Origin of the sequence: Lysinibacillus sp. FSL H8-0500, assembly GCF_038051955.1 — a bacterium.
Classification (GTDB): domain Bacteria; phylum Bacillota; class Bacilli; order Bacillales_A; family Planococcaceae; genus Lysinibacillus; species Lysinibacillus macroides.
On sequence record NZ_CP150292.1, the window covers coordinates 4,112,646 to 4,133,551 of the forward strand.

A 20,906-nucleotide genomic window follows, 5' to 3' on the forward strand; every position below is an offset into this window, starting at 1 on the left:
TCTTCCCTCACTCTTTTCAGGTTACTCCTTTTTATTTAGGCACCTTTAAATGCTGCAATGCAGATGAATGGAGTCTATGCACGGTTCTCATAGAAACATTAAGGTTGACACAGATTTCTTCCCAGTTAAGAAAGTTAATGTATCGGTAGCGAAGAAGCAACTTCTCATCCACATTTTCCATCTGGTTAATCGCTTCACGGATATCTGATTTCAGCTTTATTAATCGCTCAACCTCTTGTTGTATCTGTTGCTCCAAATCTACTATCCTAATCACATATTTTTCAAAGGGTGGGTCAGTACTCTTGGTTCGACTGACTTTTTCCTCAAGAACGGGGGATGAAACACTTCTTGATAGTTCCCTTAAGTTTTGTAACTCTTCAAGGTCGGAATTAATCAATTCATTCAGACGATAGGCCTGTTTTAAGAATTCCTTAGCTGTCATCATCGCACCACCTCCTCTTGTAGCTGTTGAATTAACATGTCAGGGTTTAGAGAGGTAAGGACATTGAACAATCCAGAATGAAAGAAGCACTCAACCTCACGTTTCGTATATAAAGCAGAATCATTACGAGGGTGTTTTGCTAGTCTTTTTAATGCAAAACGATAATCCTTAACTGCCTGAAGAATAATGGCATTTGCCAGTTTTTCAAATGCATCCATCATACGGCATCCCTCGCTTTCCCAAGATTTGCTTTGACCGCATTAATAAGATCGGATTGTGTCTTTTCCTTTCGTTTCAAGGCTCCCATCACATCTTCATCGATTGTGCCTTTAGTAATGATGTGATGGATTACTACTGTCTCTCTTTGTCCTTGTCTCCAAAGTCTCGCATTTGTTTGTTGATAGAGTTCCAGACTCCAAGTAAGTCCAAACCAGATAAGCGTTGAACCTCCACTTTGTAAGTTGAGACCGTGCCCCGCTGATGCAGGATGGATAACTGCCACAGAAATATCACCGTTGTTCCAATCCTTAATATCCTTGGAAGTTTTAATTTCTCTGACATTGAATTTTGCCTTAATACGCTCTAAATCGTGATTATACCAATAGGCAATAAGCACAGGTTTGCCGTTAGCACCTTCAATTAAATCCTCAAGAGCATCTAGCTTGCGGTCGTGGATAATATGGGGGTTTTTATCATCATCATAGATAGCACCGTTTGCCATTTGTAGAAGTTTGCCTGAAAGGACAGCTGCATTCATGGCATCTATTTCTTCATCGCCAAATTCAAGGACCATCTCTTCACGAAAGTGATCATATACTGATTGTTCTTTTTCATATAGATAGACAGGTACTTCATTGATCACGCATTCTGGCATTTTGAGAAAATCTACCGACTTCATGGAAATGGTAATATCTGAAATGAGCCGATATATGGCATCTTCAGCACCTGGCAATGGCTTATATGAAAACACAATCTGCTGATTTCGTTTATCCGGTGTAAAGTAGGAATTGCGGTAGTGTGTTATGTACCTGCCGAGTCTTTTACCCATGTCGAGAATACGAAACTCTGCCCACAAATCCATTAATCCATTACTGGAGGGTGTACCCGTAAGACCCACAATCCGTTTTGCCCTCGGTCTTACTTTTAGTAAACTTTTAAACCTTTTTGCGCCATAGGACTTAAAAGATGATAGTTCATCAATGACCACCATATCGAAATTAAAAGGAATACCGCTTTTGTTTACCAACCAGTCAACATTTTCTCTGTTTATAAGATAGACACTTGCAGGCTTCCTTAGAGCCGCCAATCGCTCCTGCTCTGTACCGATTGCTACCGAAAACTTGAGTCCTTTTAAATGCTCCCACTTATTTATCTCAGCTGGCCAAGTATCCCTAGCTACTCGAAGTGGAGCAATAACCAGAACCTTTCCAACTTCAAAACGATCAAGACATAGGTCAAATATAGCAGTTAGAGTAATGACGCTTTTGCCAAGACCCATTTCTAAAAACACCGCAGCAATGGGATGCTCTAGAATGAAGTTCGTTGCATAGGTCTGATATTTATGAGGATTGTATTTCACCCAGTATCCCTCCAATCTGCTTAACATCATCAATGACATAGCAGGCAAAGCCTAACTTCTGTAATTGCTTTATTCTTCTAATCTGTAACAGGCGAGGTTTCTTTCCGGGAGCCTTTAATTCCACAAATGCTATCTTCCCAAGTGGTAAAAGCACTAGGCGGTCTGGCATCCCATCTAAACCTAGACTAACAAACTTCGCAGCAATGCCTCCCATCTTTTTTACCTCAACCACCAGTTTCTTTTCTATATATTTTTCAAGCATAAATACCTCCCATATAAAAAGGCTCGGAACAAGAAAACAACTTTGACCCAATTTTCCTATACGCGCGTGTATACGTGTATGCACAGGCTACTATTACTTCTTTTTACTATTTATAAATAAATAGGATACTTCTTGTTCCACTTGTTCCGAACCGTTGATTTTCCTTATCATTACTAACTTTAGGGAAAGAACCAGTATGGGAACAATGTAAGGTACAACTTAGCGTTGTTCCTCGACTCGGGAATAAGCTCGTTGCTTTCCGTAGACAGGAAACGTCACAACACCATTCTTGTTCCCAGTGTACTTGTTCCACTCACTGATCTTTCTCATAATGGCACCGATGGCATAGGAATCTGAAGGCTTTAGCATGGATGCCTCTTTACCGAAACACTCACACCAAATTTCCATATTGCAGACAAGGGTTCTGTGTACTGTTCCAACCCGGGTGCCGCCGCCAAATTCGCTACCGCCAAGGAAATTTCTACGCTCGTACAAAGACATCGTGTCCCAATCATCCGGCAAGAGCGTATCCAGATAGGTACGAACCAGTCCTTCTCGTTCATCTGTTTCCATGGCATCTGCCTGTTCACTCGTCGCCATGGATACATCATCACCTTCAAGGTAGAGTTTTTCTCCATTCTCATAAAGCACTAGTGCTTCTGCCCAAATCTGCTGTACTTCCTCTTTGGTCATCTGCCAAGCTTTCTTTTTACCGTCGCCGCTAATACGGACTGGCCAAAATCTGCGGTTGCCTGTAATATCCCGAAGAAATCCGCTTTCTGCATTGGTGGAACCTACAATTACGCATTGACGGGGATGGCTTTCGACGTTGACCCCATAACTGGCACGGTACTTATCATCCGCCCTTGAAATAAAGGACTTCACAACCTCCACATCCGTCTTACGCATTCCAGCAAGCTCACCGAGTTCCAACAACCAATATCCTTGAAGTTTTTCAGCCCCGGATTTATCCTTCATATCTGTAATAGTCAAACTGTCTGAAAACCAATCTCCGGCAAGCTTAGCAAAGAATGTTGACTTACCGATGCCTTGAGGCCCGTTTAAGATTAGAACACTATCAAACTTTGTACCGGGTCTATAAATGCGGGCTACCGCTGCAACCATAGTTTTGCGAATCACTGCTTTTGTATAGGAATTATCTGTTGCACCGAAATAATCAATGAGTAGATTTTCTACTCGGCTAATACCATCCCATTTTGGCAGGGAGTCTAGATACTCCTTAACAGGATGGTAGGCTCGTTCTGACGCTACAGCTAATACAGCATCTTTGGTCTTGGTAGGGGAATAGACTCCGTATTTGCTGCTTAAGTACACCTTAAGAAGTGCGTTATCCGAATCATTCCAACCCATCTTGATCTGTTCCCAAGGCAGACCACCTTTGGCATCAATACCGTCACGGTGGCAATTGAAAGCGATATGCTGTAATTCCTCATCATGCCGAATAATCAAGACGATGTTATCCAGTGTGTCTTTTATCCGACCTTGCTTATCTAGTTCCAAACCTGTCTGCCAATCCTCATCACTAAACTCCTCTTCAGCCTGAGCCTGTCTTTCCTTTGCGAACTCGGCTTTTACCGCTTCATCTTTTATAGCAAACTCGCACATTGCCACAAAAGACGGCATCCTGCCAGGAGCCGTAGTAGTGGAAGCTCTATCATCTAAAGAGCCGAATTTATGAATACGAACGAGATCAAAACCATTAAGAAGCAGGCCGCTTGCTGGATCAGTAGCATGGTGGCTGTATGCAAATTTATCATCATAGATAATCACACCCGCACTACTGTCAGCTGGAATATAGTCATATCGCCCTTCCATAGCAGATGGGGCGTAAACTGCACCTAAAAATTTATCAATTGCTTCACGAACGGAATAAGCGCGACAGAAAGTTCCTACCACACCTTCCTTTAAAAGAGGATCTGCTTGTTCTTTAAGACTGCGATTAATAACTTCAGACTGCCTGCTTGATACGGGCCAAGTTGTTGTATCTCGCCAGTTTTCATATTTAGAGAGATATACATCAGGGTCAAGTAATGCCCCATCCTGTTCTTCATAGACAAATTCACCATTAGAGGAAGTGGATGGCCAATACATAAGGCGATGGGCTTCATATGTCGTATCATCGAAAAGATCAATGCCGATTTCTTTTGCCACCATACGTCCAACGGCTGCATATTCTTCTTCGCTGATTTCACGAGCAAGGGGAAGGATAAGCCTGAGTCTCGGATTTTCCGGTGTGTGCTTATGGGTGGAGTAAACACAACATTTGAAATCAAAAAGCATTGAGATTTGCTCCCAAATATCTGGTCTACCGTAATCCATATCAAGGGTAAGTAAAGAGCGGCAGAGAACATTGCCCTTCTTTCGCCTTCCTTCTTTTAAATGCCCTCCGACAAAGCCGCCCACGTCTTTGATATCATCTTGTTGACCCTTTTTTAACTTCCGATATTCTTCTACTGTTTCCGTGGTACGTTGGGTTGTCTTTACACGGGAGCAAAAATCCCCCCAGGAGATATCTTTGTTTTTCCATTTCCTGTCCATCCGACTATTGCCCACTGCAACTTTCATAAGCTTTCAACCTCCTCATGCTCCGGACTAAAATACCTGACCGTTTGTCTGCGTTTCTTGGCTACTTCAATTTCCCTCGCCATACCGCTTGAGATGGTATTGCCCAGCACCCACACCTCGGAGCATTTACCCATAAGCACGATGTCCATAAATATGGCAAGCTCCCGTTCCTCGGGATTTTCATCATCCATAAACTGAGGAAACATAAGATGGGGAGCAATCGGGATACAGTTTAGGTCTAGAGCAAACCTGCAAAAACTGCGAGCCTTTTTAATGTTTCCTTCTACATCACCGGAATAGGGAGAACAGATATATACAAGCGGCTTAAAGGCAGATTTTTTCTCTGCCTTTTCCTTTTTCATTATGTTGGTCAGTGCTTCATGGGGAGTTGGGTCATGGTATCCTTCGTGATTGAATTTGTTGATTCCCATTACGCACCCTCCATTTCTATCTGAGGCAAAATACCGTCTGCCTTCATCAGTTCGTAAATGAAGAGTCTGCCTTTTTGAGTCCAGTATGTATGGACCTTTGTATGCTGTTGCCCGTTACTGCCAAGGTAGCTATGAGTCTTAGTGCTGGTGTAACCTTTTTCCGCATACTTCTGATATAAAAGCCAAATGCCGCCTTGTTTAAATTGGATGCCCTTTTTATTGAGATAGCGGTTCATCCAAATAGCTGACTTACCGTAATCTTTGGCGATTGCTGATGTGGAAATGAGGTCTTTGCAATTTAAAACCACATCGTAATAAGACACTTTCGGTTTCATTTCTGCAATTTGCTGATTCTGAACAGCAACCGTACCTTCAAGCACTTTATTTTGTTTCCTTAGTTGAGTTAGCTGTTGATTGGCAATCTGAAGTGCCCTTGCCATGATTGCTTCTGGGGAATTCCATCTTCTTTCTATTTCAAGAAAGTATTGACGGCACTCTTTCCCTTTTGGAGTTCGTTGTATCATGCATAGCTCTTTTGCCATGTCGATTGTTAACTGATGGTCTATAGCTGGTCTTCCACCTGTACTTTCCGACAGAAATGTCGAAAAGTCCGCCCCTTCCTCAAATCCGTACTCACACATTCTTGGAAACCATTTATCATAAGGTGTTTTTACTTCCAAGGCTTCATGTAAATCACGACCGAGTACGGTTGGTCGTTGATTTTCATAATTGATTTTTACTAATTCGTCCATACGAATTACCTCCTGCAATATAGTCAGAGGAAAGTTCCTCTACCTAATAGCCACAGGAGGTAATGATTGTTGAGGATTTTGAAAAAATAAATTATACATCCGGATTTTTGTTCGAAATTTGTGTATGTAAAATAGATTTAACAGTTGATTCAGTAATTTTCTACTTTAACAAACGGACTAGATTGATAAACAAGAAATGGTAACGTAAACAGTAATAGGCCTATAGTGATTTGGGGCTAATAGGAAAAGAGAAAAACAGTCATTTTGGTATCATATTTTATCTATGACCTAGGTGAGTAAGGTTGGTAGAGTCTGAGGAGAATCAATTAAAATAAAAAATACAGAGCGAGAAATTCTCACTCTGTATTTTTTATTTTTGCATCGTTCACTTATCGCTTTTACTTGATGTTATTTTACGAGTGGCTAAAGCTATGATCCCACCAACTGCAATAAATACAATGTCCAAAACGATTTCCAACCCTTGAAACGCATCAATATAATTTACTAAAAACCAACTTTTTCCTCCATTAGTCAAATGATTGATTAATCCTCCTACTCCCTGAATAATAAAAAGTAGGCTGAGTCCACTGATAATTTCTTTCATGATGAACACCTCTTTAATATTTTTTCTAATTTAATATGCCTCTAAGACCGATATTAAAAAAAACTGCACCTATGACTCCTGTCGCTACCAAGAGTGAAGAGATTGGAGCTTCATTTAATTTTGACCTGATTTTAATAAGAAATTGTTGCGATCTTTCTTTAAATATAATATTAACCCCTAACAGTAATAGAGAAGGAAGCATCATTACTAGATTGTATCCAATTATTATTAAGATAGCAGGTGTAGTCTCAATTGTTTGATGATTCATTAAAAAGATTGAATAAAAGTAAGGCAATGCCGTTACAAATTCAATTAGGAAAACAATGATTCCTAGTATAATCATCCCTTTAATTGTTGTATTTTTGGGGATAAATGAAATTAAACGTTTTTTTGTAGTCTCTTTTGGTTTACTGAAGCTTATTAGAACAAGAACTGCTCCAAGTAGGATATAAAACCAATTGATAAAGTCAAACTGAGACAATTGTTCTATTCTCTTCAATAATGAATTTCCACCAAAGTAGAGTAATAAACCCGTGATGAAATAGCCTAACTGCGTGATGAATAAAAACACAAATAAACGAGAAGATAACTGATTCGGTTGTGTCAGTAATAAATAGGCTGTTACAGTCAGTACACCGGGACTTAAAATATCAATTAAAGCACACAAAGAAATAATCATTAATGCTGAAGAAATGTCTAATGATGAAGAAGGCATCAATGCTTCAATAGTTTCGATCAAACAAACTAGTCCTCCTTTAAATGTTGTGGTATTATCTATTTAACACATCGTGCTATAAAAAGATAATAACACACTGTGCTAAATAAAGGAAGTGATTTTTATAATGCCAAAAATTGTTGATCATGATGAAAAGCGCAAACAAATTGCTGAGGCTGCATGGAATATTATTAGGAAAGAAGGGGTTGAGAAAGCGTCTATACGAAGAGTTGCAGCTGAGGCAGGGATGTCTTCTGGTGCGTTAAGACATTATTTTTCAACTCAAGATGAAATGTTATTATTTATTATGAATTACTACTTAGAAGAAGGGAAAAAACGTTCTCAAAATAAAGAATGGTCAGAAAACCCAGTGCAGGCAGTAGAAGAAGTTTTATTAGAGCTAGTACCAATAGATGAAGAAAAGAAAATTGAAACGAGCGTTTGGTGGATTCTTGCATTACGTTCACTTACAAGTGATACAATAAAGGACAAAAAAGATGAAATGACGGACGGTACATATGAATTAGCAAATTCAATGATTGAAATCTTAGCTCTAAAAGGCGTATTATCAGATTCAATGAATGCAGAATTAGAAAAGAGTAGGTTAACGGCATTAATAGAGGGATTGTCAATTCATGCTTTATTAAGACCTGATGTATACTCTCCAGAAAAGGTGAAGGAAGTTATTCGTTATCATTTAGAGACACTCTGCAATAAAATCAATTAAGCTAATCGGTCGATGTATCAATTATTGTCCCATGTGTTTTTAATAGATTTAGTCTTACCCCTTGATTTATTATTAACTTTATAGAGAGAGGAGTCAAAATCGGTTCTTTCACTATATTTCTTCAAGATTCGAATTTTAACCCTTTATTCCACAAAAATGGAGCGTTTATTAAACAAACAAGATAGCACGTACCGGTCATAAAATAAGTGCTATCCTGTTTTCATTATTTAAAAATTGAAGGTCTTTTAACCTCCTCCCACACGATTATCCGATTACCAATTAATTTAATCTTTTTGATAAAACTGACACTCATAACCATCAGCACTAAGCAACAGGCCATTTGCCCATGTTGGCATCTTAGCCATCTGTTCACAGATAGCGGAAAGTGACGTCCCCATATCTGCCTCGATGATAATTTCATCGTGTACATGAGCCACAATGGAACAATTCTTTAATGTCTGCATGGCATGACACAAGATGTCACGACTGATTGCTTGAACAATATTCTCTACAAATTTGGGACCGTAGCTTTCGATTCTTTCCCATTTCTTCGTTCCACCGACACCTTCATAAGTAACTGACTCACCGCCAAACATATTCTCTCCCATACGAGGTTTCACATAGGCAAGCCGTCTACCAGAAGGAAGAGCAATAAAGAGCATCCCGCTTTGATAGATAAATTTAATGCCGTGTGTCTCTGTGGGAGTTTTTTGCTTAACACAAGTTTTTACTGCCCGGTCAACATCCCACCAGAGTTTTGTGATATTGGGATTGGACTGTCTCCAAGCCGTTACAAGAGGCTGAAGTTCCTCTTCTTCAATTCCCATCTCCAAAGCACCCATTGATTTTAATGCTCCAACAGATCCGCCGTAACCGAGGGCTAGTTCAGCAATTTTTCCTTTCTGACGAAGATGGCCATTCACACCATGCTTTTCAACAGGTACATTAAACATTTGAGAAGCACTGGCACAGTAGATGTCTCCGCCGTTTTGGAAAACGTCTATTCTCCATTTTTCGCCTGCTAGCCAGGCAATGACACGAGCCTCAATCGCTGAAAAATCTGCCACAATGAACTTCATACCTTCTCGTGGTATAAAAGCGGTACGGATAAGTTCCGACAGTACCTCTGGGATTGAATCATAAAGTAAGGTAAGAGCATCAAAGTTTCCGCTACGAACTAAAGCACGAGCCTGTTCCAAATCGGGCATATGGTTTTGAGGGAGATTTTGCAGTTGAATAAGCCTGCCCGAAAACCTACCAGTTCTGTTTGCACCATAAAACTGAAACATTCCTCTTGCCCGACCATCATTACATACCGCATTCTCCATTGCCGTGTATTTTTTCACCGAGGATTTTGCAAGTTGCTGACGGAGTTCTAAAACAGTTCCTAGTGGTTCAGGAGCCGTCTTTAGCATCTCAGCAACTGCTTTTTTACCAAGGGTATCTGTTTCTAGCCCATTATCGGCAAGCCAGTCTTTCATTTGTTGTACAGAGTTTGGATTCTCTAAATTGGTTATATCTTGCATTAAAGCCATTAACTTTTCACGGGAATGTTCATCCATCACAACAGCCTGTTTTACGAAAGTCATGTCAATGGCAATGCCGCGATCATTGATTTCCTGGTCGAGATGATATTCCTCCCAGATATTTTCCGGCACCAGAAACTTAGAAAATCTCTGTTGTATTGACATCTCAGCTTCCACATCCCGAAGATTATAGGCTTTAAACCGCTCCCATTTATCCATGTCATGTTCTGGCAGATTACGAACTCGACCACCATTTGATTTAGTAGGGGAGCAAGGTGTACAGAAATATTTGATGAGGTCTTTACCCTCTGTTAGCTTTTGTTTCTCCAAACCTAGAACCGCCCCAACTCCCTCCAAAGAAAGTGGTAACCCCATATATGCCGACCATATCATGGAGCATTTCCAGGATGCGGGGTCAAGATATTCTGTAAGGTTAAGCCATTTTGATAGACACACACGCTCAAACATTGCATTAAAAGCCCATTTGGTAACGGAATCATCCAAAAGTGCGTTTATAATTTCATCGGGGATTTCCTCCCCGCAAGCAAGGTCAACCACCTGTACTTCACCGCCATCCACCGAGTAGCCAAATAGTAGAATTTCAAAGTCATCACTCTCGGCATAACGGTAAACTCCAGATTTTTGAAGATTGGCGCCACTAAATGTTTCAATGTCAATAGAAATAGAGTTCATGTATTACCACCCTTTCCAATGCAAACGAGGTGGCAGAAGAACAACCTCCACCACCTCGTCTGTATTTATTCTTTATGCTAGAAAATCATCATCTTCAATAGTTGTGAAGTCATCAGCTGCATTGGTTCTTCCGCCTAAAGGCTCTCCATCTCTTATCTTCTGGATGTTGCCAAGTCCACATGCTACACCCTTATTGCCATTAGAGTTAAAAGCATAGAAATTCAGGGATACTCTTGCATAACAACCACTGTAAACCTCGTTGCGATCCAAGATAGGTCTAACCGCTTTATCTACTATTTGGGGTGGCGTCTTGCTGTTGGCATTTACAAAATAATGCCCTTTATAAGCCTCATCATCACGTTCTACATCACCATCACGAAGTGGCAGTTTGATAGCCGCCTTATTCGGCTTTTTACCACCAAACTGTGCAATGCCCTCTTCAATGGCTGCATCTACTGCTGCATTGATAGCATTGATGGTTTCCTTATCTGTTTTGGGAATCAATACGGATACGCTGTACTTTTCCGCTCCGCCATTGATGGATACGGGTTCCCAGCCGTGAAAGTAGCTGAGACGGGTGTTGATACTTGTAATAACCTTCGTTCTGTTTTGATTATTCATATTCCAATTCCTCCGTTATTTCGTTAAATTCGTTATTTACGTTTGATATATTCATAGCTGGCCGCTTATCCGAATTTGGAACCAGCGTTGGCTTGCCCGGTGGTTTATGTATGAGGCCACCGAGAATTTGCTCAAATTTCTTTTTACCCATCAGCTTCTGCATTTCCGTAAGGGTAATGAGACTCTGACGATAGATATCCTTATAGCCGTTTGCCTTGGCTACTTCAGCCACAGCCTCTTCGTCCTTATATTTACGGATAGACCTGCCCTCGACTACCTTAAAACCGCGCCACTCTTTCCCGTGATTAACAGCAGCATCCGTGGCATAAGCAATGATTTCATTTGCCCACTTTGTAAGGTCAGACAGTTTAGAAAGAACTTCTTCAATTTCGGAGTCCGGAAGTAGGGGTGGCAATTTAAAGACAATTATCCTAAGGCAGTGGGTTTAGCAAAATTCGCAGAGAAGCATTGGGATATATTTGGCAGGATTCAGCTCATTCGACTTAAAAAAGGTGTAGATGGTCGTGAACATTTCTATCGACTAGATATGGGAAAAACAACGATTAGGAATAAAGTTCGTGGCATAACATCAAATGAGGAACTGGATAGAATTTTCGATACAGATGCTGTACGAGAAGATTAAATAATACATCTATCCTGTCTCCTCAACCTCAATAAAAAATCTAATCTGTCAACTCGACCCTATCGTTTTCAGGGTAGTTGATATGTTTCCTCAAAGAATAAAAATGAGGGTTTCCCGACTTTAACATCCTCGGCAAAGTAGCCGTGAGCAAAGTTCAATGTCAGGAAACCCTTTATTTATCAGTGCTTTGAATAGCCTTATTTCTCCACCTGTACCATAAGAATAATCATCTGCTAAATCCCACCTCTCCAACCCGCATTCCACCGTTCGAGTCATAATAAAGTTTTGCTACAGACCCCTCATTTTTATCCAATTTTGGATTAAAATCGATCGTTTTACGAGCCTTTTTTAGCGGTTTTTTCATGGTTTTTTCGGAGTTAGAATAAAGTTTTGACATAATAGAGGGAAGAAAATAATGGAGATAAGAGATCAAGAGGAAAGATAAAAATATTGGATAAGTATTGATTTGTTATTGAAATAGTATTGAATCGAATATTGGAAAAAGCCAGTAACATCAATAGTTTGGGAACATTACTGTATTGAAAAGATATTGAAAAAGACATGAAAAAATCCGGGTTCCTGATGAGGAAAACCCGAATTTTTAATGAGTTTTATATTGAAAAAGCAAAAGTTTATTATGACTGTCAAGAGTTTATTATTGATCTACATAGTAGAAAAAGAGTTTCAGATATAAGAAAATAGATTTTCTACTTAAATTACTTTCTTAACCTTTTGGTACAAAACCCACCAAGTAAGTCATCATCCACACTACTTTTCGAGAGTGAAGTATTTTAGAATAAAGATCAGAAGAACCTATTAAGCATCCAGTCCGATCTTAATTTAATTGTTCTTTTTCAATTTATCTATATGTCCACCTATTATGAACTCGAGATTATCACTAATTTTCTTAGAATCCCAATCCCACCACTTTATTGTTAGCCAATCCTCTATTACTTTATCTGAATAACGTTTTTTTATAACTATCGCAGGATTTCCTCCAACAACTGTATAGGGGGCTACATTTTTTGTAACAACTGATTGTGCAGCAATTATTGCTCCATCTCCAATTTTGACTCCAGGCATAATTGTTACATCTCTTCCTATCCATACATCATTTCCGACTTCAGTATCTCCTTTAATCGGCAGGTCGTCTAAGGTAGGTACATACATATCCCACCCACTGCCAAACAAATGGAATGGATAAGTAGAGCCATCCATTTGATGGTTCGCTCCATTCATAATAAAGGTTGTTCCTGGACCTATCGAACAAAACTTTCCTATAATCAGTTCATCACCTATTACTTCATAGTGATATAGAACTTGTTCTTCAAATGACTCTCCATGTTTACTATCGTAGTACGAATAATCCCCAACAGAAACATTTTTTCTTGTTATAGTTGGCTTAATAAATTGAACATTTTTATTTCCTTCTAATGGAAATGGAGTTTGTGGATTTGGTCCAGGAAAATTATTAGCAGACATAAACTCACTCCTTTATATCATTGTTTAAAGATGACTTGCTAATTTAATCACAACGAATTATTTCACACAGGCCGAGGCAGCGGTCGTTTTTTCCATTTCCCCTACTAACTGGTTAAAGTCTATTTTTTTATAGTCAAAAAATGCTTAATAATGTTACTCGAAGTATGAATCAATTAAGAAATGGATTAAACTACCATGAAAGATATACTTTTAATAGAGGGGCTCTAAAAACGGAACAGCTGTATCATCTCCAATTCTAGAACTTCTTCAGAAAAAACCATATTGAACACCAATAAAAAAGATATAATATTCAGGATGCCCTAAAACAACAACCGAATTAAATCTAAGCTCTTTTGCCTTTTGCAATGCTTTACTAATCAATAATTTACCTACGCCTTGATTTTGATATTCTGGTAGGACAGATACAGGTGCAAGAGCGAGTGACTCTACAACTTGATCTTCATTTTTAATTTTTATCTTGGATAATAGAATATGTCCCACTTGTTTGTTATCATCATTATCCATCGCCACTAAAGATAATTCTGGTATAAATACGTTTGAATTTCTAATACGAGACACCAAATGATGTTCATTTTTATCACTGTGCTCCGCATTAGCGAATGCATTCTTTACCACTTCTTCAGTTATTTTATAGTCTTTCACCTGTTCTTGTTTAATTACTATGTTCATTTCTTTATAGCTCCTGTTCAAGTACATATTTTTACTTTACTCTTTCCCTAGAAATGTTGTAATAACTCGGGTAAACTCTTCCGGTCTCTCTTTCTGTGGCCAATGTTTACACCCTTCCATTACATACAGCTCGGAAGCCTTCATAGCCTCATGTGCTTCAAACGCATGTTTAATAGGAACTGAGGTATCTTTTGACCCATGAACGATTAATGTCCGTTTTTTAATTTCAGATAGATTTTCTGCCAACTTAGTTCTAAGTCCTGTGCGTGTAATCTCACTTCTCTGGAATGACATAAATGCTTTACCAGCATGTGGTGCTTGTAAAAATCCATAAATTTCATCTACAAGTTCTTCTGATACATTATTAGGATTTCCAAATAAACTATTTAGCAGCGTCCACTTCACAAATCTTCTGCTTTTACTTGACCATTTATACGAAAGTTCATTGAGGAATGATTGTGTATACCAATAAGTGAGAAGATGATAAGGAAGTTTACTAAATAGCCCCCACGCACCTACTAATACTAGCTTTTCTACTCGAGCTGGATATTCGAGCGTATACCCAAGAGAGATTCCTCCACCTAAAGATAGTCCAACCAAGTTAGCCTTCTCAAGGTGAAGACGATCTATTATTTGATTCAATATATCAATGTAAAAGGAAAGTGAATATTCCACATTAGGTTTATCACTTTCTCCATACCCAGGAAGGTCAGGAGCAAATACACGGTGATTTTTTGATAAAGGACCTAATACCTCACTCCAAGATATATTTGCTGAATCAACTCCTGCACCATGCAAAAGTATCACAGGAGAACCAGATTCTCCAGCTGTATAGCAATTGACATTTATATCATTTAATTTTAGTTTTATCGTTTTAATTTCTGGAAAGTTTCCTATCATAATATTAATCCTCCACAGCATTTTAATAGATTCATGTTTCATCGCCTTTAAATTATGAACTATTTTAACTCGTTTATTTCATAATATACAAAAACTATTTTTTCTGCAACAACTTATGAACTATTTTTATTGTTTTATTACATAATTTTTATTAAACTAACAATGAGGTGAAGAAAATGGATGGGTTTGAAAAACGTAGGGAACAAAAGAAAAGAGACATTTTAAATGCCGCATTAGCCCTATTCATGGAGTATGGATTACAAAAGGTATCTATTACAGAAATAGCTAAAAAGGCCAATGTATCGCAAGTCACCATATATAATTACTTTGAAAGTAAAGAAAATCTAGTTCGTTTAGTTTTTAAGTTTTATGTTGATCAGATATGGGATGAACAAAAACATCTATTAGTTAATGACCTTCCATTTAATGAGAAGATTAAAAAGATTATATTTGAAAAAGGTATTGCCGCTAATCAAATAAGCGAACGATTTTTTCAAGACTTTATGAAAGATTATGCAAGTGGGCAGAGTTATGTTGAAGAAGTATATCAAAAGGAAGCCCTTCCACTCTTCATTAAACTTTTTAATGAAGGTAGAGAACAAGGATATATTGACTCTGAGATATCAGATGAAGCTATTTTATTCTATTTAAAGATGTTTCAAGAATATTTGCAGCGTGAAGATGTTGCCACAATGACACTTCCAATTGCTGAGGATCTTACCAAGTTATTCTTTTACGGCATAGCAGGTAAGAAAGAAGATTAAGACCTTGTTTACCAAGTAAAGTTGGGTAGGAATTCTTAAATTAAGTATTTAATAAAAATGAAGACTTATTTTCGGAATTACTCCTTGGGCTTATCCTCGATTAAACCAAACAAAAGCATTTGAGAAAAAACTTTACTGAGGGAATTTTCAAACTATAATTCAAGTAAATGTTCTTAAAGAAATATTTTATCAAAATAAGGAGTTGAATCTTGTTTTAGATTCAACCCTTCATTTTTTATCTATATTTTCTCTCTTTTTTCTTTTAAGAACTTCCAAATGTTCATTTTAACGATATTCGGATCAGAGTCGGTAATGTTTATTTTAATTGAGAGATTTACTTTTTAAACAGACAATTTTCCACCATAAGAATAATCATTTGCTAAAACCCCACCCCTCCAACCCGCATTCCACCGTTTCACTCATAATAATGTTTTGCTACAGACCCCTCATTTTTATCCAATTTTGGATTAAAATCGGTCGTTTTTCGGGCCTTTTTCGGCTGTTTTTTCACGGTTTTTTCGGAGTTGGAATAAAGTTTTGCCATAATAGAGGGAAGAAAATGGTTGAGATAAGAGGTAAAGAAAAAAGATAAAAATAGTGGAAAAATTATTGAGATTATATTGATTAGTATATTGGATAAACCCACTATTATCAATCGGTTTAGGTACATATATGTATTGAAATGATATTGAAAAAGACATAAAAAACTCGGGATCCTGATGTGGAAAAACCGAGTTTTTAATGAGTTTTATATTGAAAAAGCAAATGTTTATTTTGACAGTATTGGTGGTGAAGTTAGCAAGAGTTTATTTTGGTTGCCAAGAGATTAATATTTATCTACACCACCCTAGACATCCACGCCACACACTCAACATGTGTCGAATGTGGAAACATATCGACAGGCTGAATTTCCTGCGTTTGATAGCCACCATCCTCTAAAATGCGCAGGTCGCGTGCTAGTGTGGCTGGGTTGCAGGATACATAGACTACTCGTTTTGGGCGCTGCTCTAAAATGGTCTTTAATAATGCTTCATCACAGCCTTTGCGCGGTGGGTCGACAACGAGGACATCAGCTTCCTTGCCCTCTTTGTACCAGCGTGGAATGACTTCCTCTGCTGGGCCAGCTTCAAAATAAGTATTTGTAAAACCGTTCAACGCTGCATTTCGCTTGGCATCCTCAATTGCTTGTGGGACGATTTCAACACCCATTACAGCCTTTGCTTGTTGTGCAAGGAATAAGGAGATTGTACCAATACCACAATACGCATCAATTACTCGTTCATTCCCCTGCAAATCTGCATAATCAAGTGCCTGCTGATAAAGCACCTCTGTTTGCACTGGATTCACCTGATAGAAGGAACGCGCTGAGATTTCAAAGCGCACATCGCCAATTGTATCAATAATCACATCTTTGCCCCACAGATTGATTGTTTCATCGCCAAAGATGACATTTGTTTTAGCGCTATTAATATTTTGCATAATCGATGTAACATTCGGAACAAGTTTTTGAATCACTGCAATGGCTGCTTCTTTTTGAGAGAACTTTTTCTTTTTCGTGACGAGGACAACCATGATCTGACCTGTTGCTCGTGCTTTACGAATCACAACATGGCGTAACATCCCCTCATGTGTTTGCTCATTATATGGGCGAATCCCGATTGTTGCCAATTCTTTTTTTAAGCCTGCCAGTATTGCATCTGCCTCTCCTGTTTGAATTAAGCAGCGCTCCATATCCACAATGCTATGTGTTTTGGTTTTGTAAAAACCTGCAATTGCTTGTCCTGCTTCATTTGTAGCGAATGGAATTTGGGCTTTGTTACGATAATGCCAAGGCTCTTCCATACCTTTTACAGGAAGCACAGGTGCAGTGATTTTGCCAATACGCTGCATGACATTCCGCACCATATTTTCCTTCCATTTTAACTGTCCCTCGTAGGACAAATGCTGTAGCTGACAGCCGCCACATTGCTTGAAGTAGTCACACGGTGCTTCTACACGATCTGGTGATGGCTTAAGAATTTCTTGAACTTTTGCAAAGCCATAATTTTTTAATGTTTTTACTACATGAATTTCAGCCGTCTCATTTGGCAATGCGCCTTGAATAAACAATGGATAACCATCAACCTTAGCGACACCATTGCCATCATGCGTTAAATCTTCTATATAAACTGAGAGTCGTTCATTTTTTTTCACAGGTGCTGACATTTTACTCACTCCATTTCAATCCTCTTATTGTAGCATGTGTTGACGACTGAAAAAAGAGCCGCTATTCGCGACCCTTTTCTTGTTTCTTTGTAATATATTGATCCTTTGGTGCCCACCAAAATGCACACATAATACCAAGGATAACGACTATAAATGGCGCATAAAAAATCAAAAAGCTTTGCATACATCGAGTCCCTCCTACGCATGATTATCTTCTTTTCCTGTCACATAACTTTTATTGAATAAAAATAATTTCATCAATAAATATAGTGATGGCAAAAGAAGACAAAGCCCTAAAACAAATGCAATCACCAATGCAATCGCCATTTGCGTGCTTGTAAAGCTATCATAAATCGTTAAGTATGGATACAGTAAATATGGATATTGTGCAATGCCATACGCAAAGAACGCTACTGCAAATTGAGCAATCAAAAGGCCCACTGCAAGCCCGTACTTTTTACGCTTTGCTATCAGTAGAACAGTGATTATAAATAGTATAGCTGATATGGCGAACATCCACCATAAATCAACCATATGATTGTAGCTTTCTGGGTTAATGGATTTCATTTCATACATAATGCCAAGTGCACTAATCATTAAAGGAACTGCCCAAACAAGTGCATACTTTCGCATCAGCTTTGTTGCTTCTATATCATTTGCTTTATGCGCATACCATGTTAAAAATACAGCGGAAATATACAATACAGCGGCAATGCTTAAGACGACAATACTCCATGCAAATGGACTTGTGTATAATGTCCAATAGTTTAATACAGGCTGCCCATCTACCATATCCACATAGCCACCACCTGCAATTGCAAAAACAACAGAAAAGGACGCTGGGATTAGTAAGCCTGCTACACCATATGTCAGTGTATAGCCGATATGTCCACGTGCCCCGTAAGCCTCAAATGCATAGTAAGAGCCTCGAATTGCCAATAGGACAAGTGAAATACTGACAGGCACAAGTAAAATCGTTCCGTAATAAAAGGCGGTTTGCGGGAAAAATCCTACAATTCCTACAAAGAAAAACACTAAAAACACATTTGTTACTTCCCATACAGGTGATAAATAACGTTTAATGATGTTTGTTAATATATGATTTTTGCCAATGAGTAGACTATACGCGTTAAAAAAGCCTGCACCGAAATCAATGGATGCAACAACTACATAGCCAAATAAAAATATCCATAATACAGAAATCCCTAAAATCTCTAATGTCATAGAATATCACCGCCTTGTTCAGAATGGCGATCTTCAATTTCACGCTCAATTGGATTCTTTTTAAACATACGCACTAATACAACAATACTTCCGACTGCTAAGACCGCATAGACACCTGCAAATAATAACAGCATTAAATCCACATGCTCACTTGTTGTAGCTCCTTCTGGTGTACGCATTAAGCCATAAAGTATCCACGGCTGACGTCCCACCTCCGCTAGCCACCATCCCGCTTCAATGGCAATTATGGAAAGTGGACCGCCTGCTACAATGACCCACCTGTACCAGCGTGTATGAATAAACAGCCAGCCACGTTTTTGTCCGATTACATAAAGCAATGATATAAGCAGCATAAACATACCGATGGACACCATAATATCAAAAAGATAATGAATATAGAGCGGTGGTAAGTCCTCTTCTGCAAATTGATCTAAGCCAATAACCTCTGCGTTAGGATTAAAATGTGCAAGAATACTTAAAGCATACGGAATTTTAATAGCATATTTTACTTCTTCCCCATCTAATACACCAAATAAAACAAGTGAGGCTTTACCCTCTGTTTCAAAATGCCATTCTGCTGCAGCTAATTTTTCGGGTTGATATTCGGCTAAATATTTTCCTGAAAAGTCGCCAATCACAGCTGCTGCTATAGAAAAAATTAAGCCAATTTTCATTAATAAAAGTAGTGATTTTTTATGATAGACATGCTTCGAGCCTTTTAGCATTCTGTAGCCTGCAATAGCTGCTAGCACAAATGCCGATGTCATATAGGCAGTAACAAGTACATGTGCCACCTTTGTTGGCATGGCTGGGTTAAACATTGCTAGTAAGGGCTGAATATTCACAAGCTCGCCATTCACAATATCAAAGCCCTGTGGAGCATTCATAAAGGCATTCACAATGGTAATAAAAACAGCAGACATTGACGCCCCTACAGCTACAGGTATTAGTAACAGCATATGCTTTTTCTGACTATCAAAACGATCCCAAGTGTATAAATAAATCCCTAGGAATATAGCCTCAAAGAAAAATGCAAATGTTTCCATAAAAAGTGGCAATGCAATCGTTTGACCAGCTAGCTGCATAAAGTTGGGCCACAATAAAGATAATTGTAAGCCAATCGCTGTTCCTGTGACAACACCAACTGCAACGGTAATAACAAAACCACGTGCCCAGCGTCTTGCTAGTAAGATATAATGCTCATCATTCTTTTTATATCCAGTCCATTGGGCAATCATAATCATTAACGGAACGCCTACACCAATTGTTGCATAAATAATATGGAACGATAATGTTAACTCCGTTAATGCCCGACTCCAAAAGACTGCTGACTCATTAATCATCTTATTGCCCCCTTAGCTACCGAATATTTTTCCAAGAATGGAAAGTAGCATAATAATTGCCACACCAAAGCTTAACCACATCAGCTTTTTTTCTTGTGATTTATACAAAGGCAACACTCCCCTTCCCCTATTCATACCCTTATTTTCCACTATTGCAACGAAAAAAACCTTTATAACGGACCGAAATTTCAGTCTATTATAAAGGTTTCAAATTTTGTTCAAGTAATATACGCACATTTGCCAAACATTTTACTTAATTTATTCACAATCTCTTATGGGAGTGAAATAATCGCTATAATTAAGCGGGAGTGCCACACTTTTGAGTGGAGTACTCCTATTATTGAGCGTATTCTCTCACTTTTGAGCGCTGGGCTACCTTTATTGAGCGGCATTCTCCCGCTTTTGAGCGCTGGGCTACCTTTATTGAGCGTATTCTCCCGCTTTTGAGCGCTGGGCTACTTTTATTGAACGGCATTCTCTCGCTTTTGAGCGCTGGGCTACCTTTATTGAGCTTATTCTCTCGCTTTTGAGCGCTGGGCTACTTTTATTGAGCGTATTCTCTCACTTTTGAGCGCTGGGCTACTTTTATTGAGCGACATTCTCCCGCTTTTGAGCGCTGGGCTACCTTTATTGAGCGTATTCTCCCGCTTTTGAGCGCTGGGCTACTTTTATTGAACGGCATTCTCTCGCTTTTGAGCGCTGCACTACCTTTATTGA

The 20,906-nt window shown here is 38.7% G+C and carries 21 protein-coding genes and 1 pseudogene; 3 read left to right on the forward strand and 19 right to left on the reverse strand.

Annotated features, from left to right (window positions below; genetic code table 11):
* Nucleotides 1-31: 31 nt before the first annotated feature.
* The 9 genes from MHB44_RS19735 to MHB44_RS19775 all read right to left on the reverse strand — a co-directional run bounded on the left by MHB44_RS19735 (nucleotide 32) and on the right by MHB44_RS19775 (nucleotide 7,395).
* Nucleotides 32-445, reverse strand: a complete 414-nt coding sequence (locus MHB44_RS19735) for a DUF1492 domain-containing protein (protein WP_320074564.1) — start codon at nucleotides 443-445, stop codon at nucleotides 32-34.
* Nucleotides 442-660, reverse strand: coding sequence for a hypothetical protein (locus MHB44_RS19740; RefSeq protein ID WP_019155136.1), 219 nt, complete (start codon nucleotides 658-660; stop codon nucleotides 442-444). The genes MHB44_RS19735 and MHB44_RS19740 overlap by 4 nt, the downstream gene beginning before the upstream one ends.
* The gene (locus tag MHB44_RS19745; RefSeq protein ID WP_341300540.1) at nucleotides 660-2,021 is read right to left on the reverse strand and encodes a DEAD/DEAH box helicase; all 1,362 of its coding nucleotides are present in this window, start codon (nucleotides 2,019-2,021) and stop codon (nucleotides 660-662) included. Before MHB44_RS19745 ends, MHB44_RS19740 begins: the two co-directional genes overlap by 1 nt.
* Nucleotides 2,002-2,283 (reverse strand): VRR-NUC domain-containing protein, encoded by a 282-nt coding sequence (locus MHB44_RS19750; RefSeq protein ID WP_124763831.1) that lies wholly within the window; start codon nucleotides 2,281-2,283, stop codon nucleotides 2,002-2,004. The genes MHB44_RS19745 and MHB44_RS19750 overlap by 20 nt, the downstream gene beginning before the upstream one ends.
* Before the next feature lie 219 nt (nucleotides 2,284-2,502).
* Nucleotides 2,503-4,869, reverse strand: coding sequence for a virulence-associated E family protein (locus tag MHB44_RS19755; protein WP_341300541.1), 2,367 nt, complete (start codon nucleotides 4,867-4,869; stop codon nucleotides 2,503-2,505).
* On the reverse strand, nucleotides 4,866-5,300 hold the full coding sequence (locus tag MHB44_RS19760) for a DUF4406 domain-containing protein (protein ID WP_341300542.1): 435 nt from the start codon (nucleotides 5,298-5,300) through the stop codon (nucleotides 4,866-4,868). Before MHB44_RS19760 ends, MHB44_RS19755 begins: the two co-directional genes overlap by 4 nt.
* Entirely contained in the window at nucleotides 5,300-6,052 is a 753-nt protein-coding gene (locus tag MHB44_RS19765; protein ID WP_341300543.1) for a phage antirepressor KilAC domain-containing protein, read from the reverse strand. The genes MHB44_RS19760 and MHB44_RS19765 overlap by 1 nt, the downstream gene beginning before the upstream one ends.
* Before the next feature lie 385 nt (nucleotides 6,053-6,437).
* Nucleotides 6,438-6,656, reverse strand: a complete 219-nt coding sequence (locus MHB44_RS19770) for a hypothetical protein (protein ID WP_039236448.1) — start codon at nucleotides 6,654-6,656, stop codon at nucleotides 6,438-6,440.
* A gap of 25 nt (nucleotides 6,657-6,681) precedes the next feature.
* Complete coding sequence (locus MHB44_RS19775) at nucleotides 6,682-7,395, reverse strand: GAP family protein (protein ID WP_341300544.1); 714 nt, start codon at nucleotides 7,393-7,395, stop codon at nucleotides 6,682-6,684.
* 103 nt (nucleotides 7,396-7,498) lie between these two features.
* Between MHB44_RS19775 and MHB44_RS19780 the strand changes: the two genes are divergently transcribed.
* A complete protein-coding gene (locus tag MHB44_RS19780) occupies nucleotides 7,499-8,098 on the forward strand; it encodes a TetR/AcrR family transcriptional regulator (protein WP_015926218.1) in 600 nt (199 codons plus the stop codon).
* A gap of 284 nt (nucleotides 8,099-8,382) precedes the next feature.
* Here the strand turns inward: MHB44_RS19780 and MHB44_RS19785 are convergent, their stop codons facing one another.
* The 3 genes from MHB44_RS19785 to MHB44_RS19795 form a co-directional block, all read right to left on the reverse strand.
* Nucleotides 8,383-10,317 (reverse strand): DNA polymerase, encoded by a 1,935-nt coding sequence (locus MHB44_RS19785; RefSeq protein WP_001084821.1) that lies wholly within the window; start codon nucleotides 10,315-10,317, stop codon nucleotides 8,383-8,385.
* Between the two features lie 72 nt (nucleotides 10,318-10,389).
* Entirely contained in the window at nucleotides 10,390-10,938 is a 549-nt protein-coding gene (locus MHB44_RS19790; RefSeq protein WP_341300545.1) for a DUF2815 family protein, read from the reverse strand.
* Nucleotides 10,931-11,353: a DUF2800 domain-containing protein gene (locus MHB44_RS19795; protein ID WP_312126548.1), complete on the reverse strand. Its 423-nt coding sequence runs from the start codon at nucleotides 11,351-11,353 to the stop codon at nucleotides 10,931-10,933. Before MHB44_RS19795 ends, MHB44_RS19790 begins: the two co-directional genes overlap by 8 nt.
* 24 nt (nucleotides 11,354-11,377) lie before the next feature.
* On the opposite strand from MHB44_RS19795, the gene MHB44_RS19800 reads away from it, so the two are divergent.
* Nucleotides 11,378-11,581, forward strand: coding sequence for a hypothetical protein (locus tag MHB44_RS19800; protein WP_033826700.1), 204 nt, complete (start codon nucleotides 11,378-11,380; stop codon nucleotides 11,579-11,581).
* Between the two features lie 840 nt (nucleotides 11,582-12,421).
* Here the strand turns inward: MHB44_RS19800 and MHB44_RS19805 are convergent.
* The 3 genes and pseudogenes from MHB44_RS19805 to MHB44_RS19815 form a co-directional block, all read right to left on the reverse strand.
* The gene (locus MHB44_RS19805) at nucleotides 12,422-13,063 is read right to left on the reverse strand and encodes a Vat family streptogramin A O-acetyltransferase (RefSeq protein WP_018664385.1); all 642 of its coding nucleotides are present in this window, start codon (nucleotides 13,061-13,063) and stop codon (nucleotides 12,422-12,424) included.
* A 303-nt stretch (nucleotides 13,064-13,366) separates the two neighbouring features.
* A pseudogene (locus MHB44_RS19810) lies at nucleotides 13,367-13,753 on the reverse strand (N-acetyltransferase); the annotation flags it as partial.
* Nucleotides 13,754-13,789: 36 nt separating this feature from the next.
* Entirely contained in the window at nucleotides 13,790-14,653 is an 864-nt protein-coding gene (locus MHB44_RS19815; protein WP_018664383.1) for an alpha/beta hydrolase, read from the reverse strand.
* A 176-nt stretch (nucleotides 14,654-14,829) separates the two neighbouring features.
* Between MHB44_RS19815 and MHB44_RS19820 the strand changes: the two genes are divergently transcribed.
* Nucleotides 14,830-15,417: a TetR/AcrR family transcriptional regulator gene (locus MHB44_RS19820; RefSeq protein WP_018664382.1), complete on the forward strand. Its 588-nt coding sequence runs from the start codon at nucleotides 14,830-14,832 to the stop codon at nucleotides 15,415-15,417.
* A gap of 837 nt (nucleotides 15,418-16,254) precedes the next feature.
* On the opposite strand, the gene rlmD is transcribed toward MHB44_RS19820, so the two are convergent.
* From rlmD to MHB44_RS19840, 4 genes are all read right to left on the reverse strand, one after another.
* Complete coding sequence (gene rlmD, locus MHB44_RS19825; protein WP_341303012.1) at nucleotides 16,255-17,622, reverse strand: 23S rRNA (uracil(1939)-C(5))-methyltransferase RlmD; 1,368 nt, start codon at nucleotides 17,620-17,622, stop codon at nucleotides 16,255-16,257.
* A 61-nt stretch (nucleotides 17,623-17,683) separates the two neighbouring features.
* Entirely contained in the window at nucleotides 17,684-17,806 is a 123-nt protein-coding gene (locus MHB44_RS19830) for a hypothetical protein (RefSeq protein ID WP_268766631.1), read from the reverse strand.
* Nucleotides 17,807-17,820: 14 nt separating this feature from the next.
* Nucleotides 17,821-18,846 (reverse strand): cytochrome d ubiquinol oxidase subunit II, encoded by a 1,026-nt coding sequence (locus tag MHB44_RS19835; RefSeq protein WP_341300546.1) that lies wholly within the window; start codon nucleotides 18,844-18,846, stop codon nucleotides 17,821-17,823.
* A complete protein-coding gene (locus MHB44_RS19840; protein WP_053995394.1) occupies nucleotides 18,843-20,189 on the reverse strand; it encodes a cytochrome ubiquinol oxidase subunit I in 1,347 nt (448 codons plus the stop codon). Before MHB44_RS19840 ends, MHB44_RS19835 begins: the two co-directional genes overlap by 4 nt.
* Between the last annotated feature and the right edge of the window lie 717 nt (nucleotides 20,190-20,906).

Bases quoted from the DNA above. Each gene is read 5' to 3' on its own strand.
- MHB44_RS19735 (WP_320074564.1), bottom strand. From the start codon at position 445: ATGATGACAGCTAAGGAATTCTTAAAACAGGCCTATCGTCTGAATGAA.
- MHB44_RS19740 (WP_019155136.1), bottom strand. From the start codon at position 660: ATGGATGCATTTGAAAAACTGGCAAATGCCATTATTCTTCAGGCAGTT.
- MHB44_RS19750 (WP_124763831.1), bottom strand. From the start codon at position 2,283: ATGCTTGAAAAATATATAGAAAAGAAACTGGTGGTTGAGGTAAAAAAG.
- MHB44_RS19755 (WP_341300541.1), bottom strand. From the start codon at position 4,869: ATGAAAGTTGCAGTGGGCAATAGTCGGATGGACAGGAAATGGAAAAAC.
- MHB44_RS19760 (WP_341300542.1), bottom strand. From the start codon at position 5,300: ATGGGAATCAACAAATTCAATCACGAAGGATACCATGACCCAACTCCC.
- MHB44_RS19765 (WP_341300543.1), bottom strand. From the start codon at position 6,052: ATGGACGAATTAGTAAAAATCAATTATGAAAATCAACGACCAACCGTA.
- MHB44_RS19770 (WP_039236448.1), bottom strand. From the start codon at position 6,656: ATGAAAGAAATTATCAGTGGACTCAGCCTACTTTTTATTATTCAGGGA.
- MHB44_RS19780 (WP_015926218.1), top strand. From the start codon at position 7,499: ATGCCAAAAATTGTTGATCATGATGAAAAGCGCAAACAAATTGCTGAG.
- MHB44_RS19785 (WP_001084821.1), bottom strand. From the start codon at position 10,317: ATGAACTCTATTTCTATTGACATTGAAACATTTAGTGGCGCCAATCTT.
- MHB44_RS19790 (WP_341300545.1), bottom strand. From the start codon at position 10,938: ATGAATAATCAAAACAGAACGAAGGTTATTACAAGTATCAACACCCGT.
- MHB44_RS19805 (WP_018664385.1), bottom strand. From the start codon at position 13,063: ATGTCTGCTAATAATTTTCCTGGACCAAATCCACAAACTCCATTTCCA.
- MHB44_RS19815 (WP_018664383.1), bottom strand. From the start codon at position 14,653: ATGATAGGAAACTTTCCAGAAATTAAAACGATAAAACTAAAATTAAAT.
- MHB44_RS19820 (WP_018664382.1), top strand. From the start codon at position 14,830: ATGGATGGGTTTGAAAAACGTAGGGAACAAAAGAAAAGAGACATTTTA.
- rlmD (WP_341303012.1), bottom strand. From the start codon at position 17,622: ATGTCAGCACCTGTGAAAAAAAATGAACGACTCTCAGTTTATATAGAA.
- MHB44_RS19830 (WP_268766631.1), bottom strand. From the start codon at position 17,806: ATGCAAAGCTTTTTGATTTTTTATGCGCCATTTATAGTCGTTATCCTT.
- MHB44_RS19835 (WP_341300546.1), bottom strand. From the start codon at position 18,846: ATGACATTAGAGATTTTAGGGATTTCTGTATTATGGATATTTTTATTT.
- MHB44_RS19840 (WP_053995394.1), bottom strand. From the start codon at position 20,189: ATGATTAATGAGTCAGCAGTCTTTTGGAGTCGGGCATTAACGGAGTTA.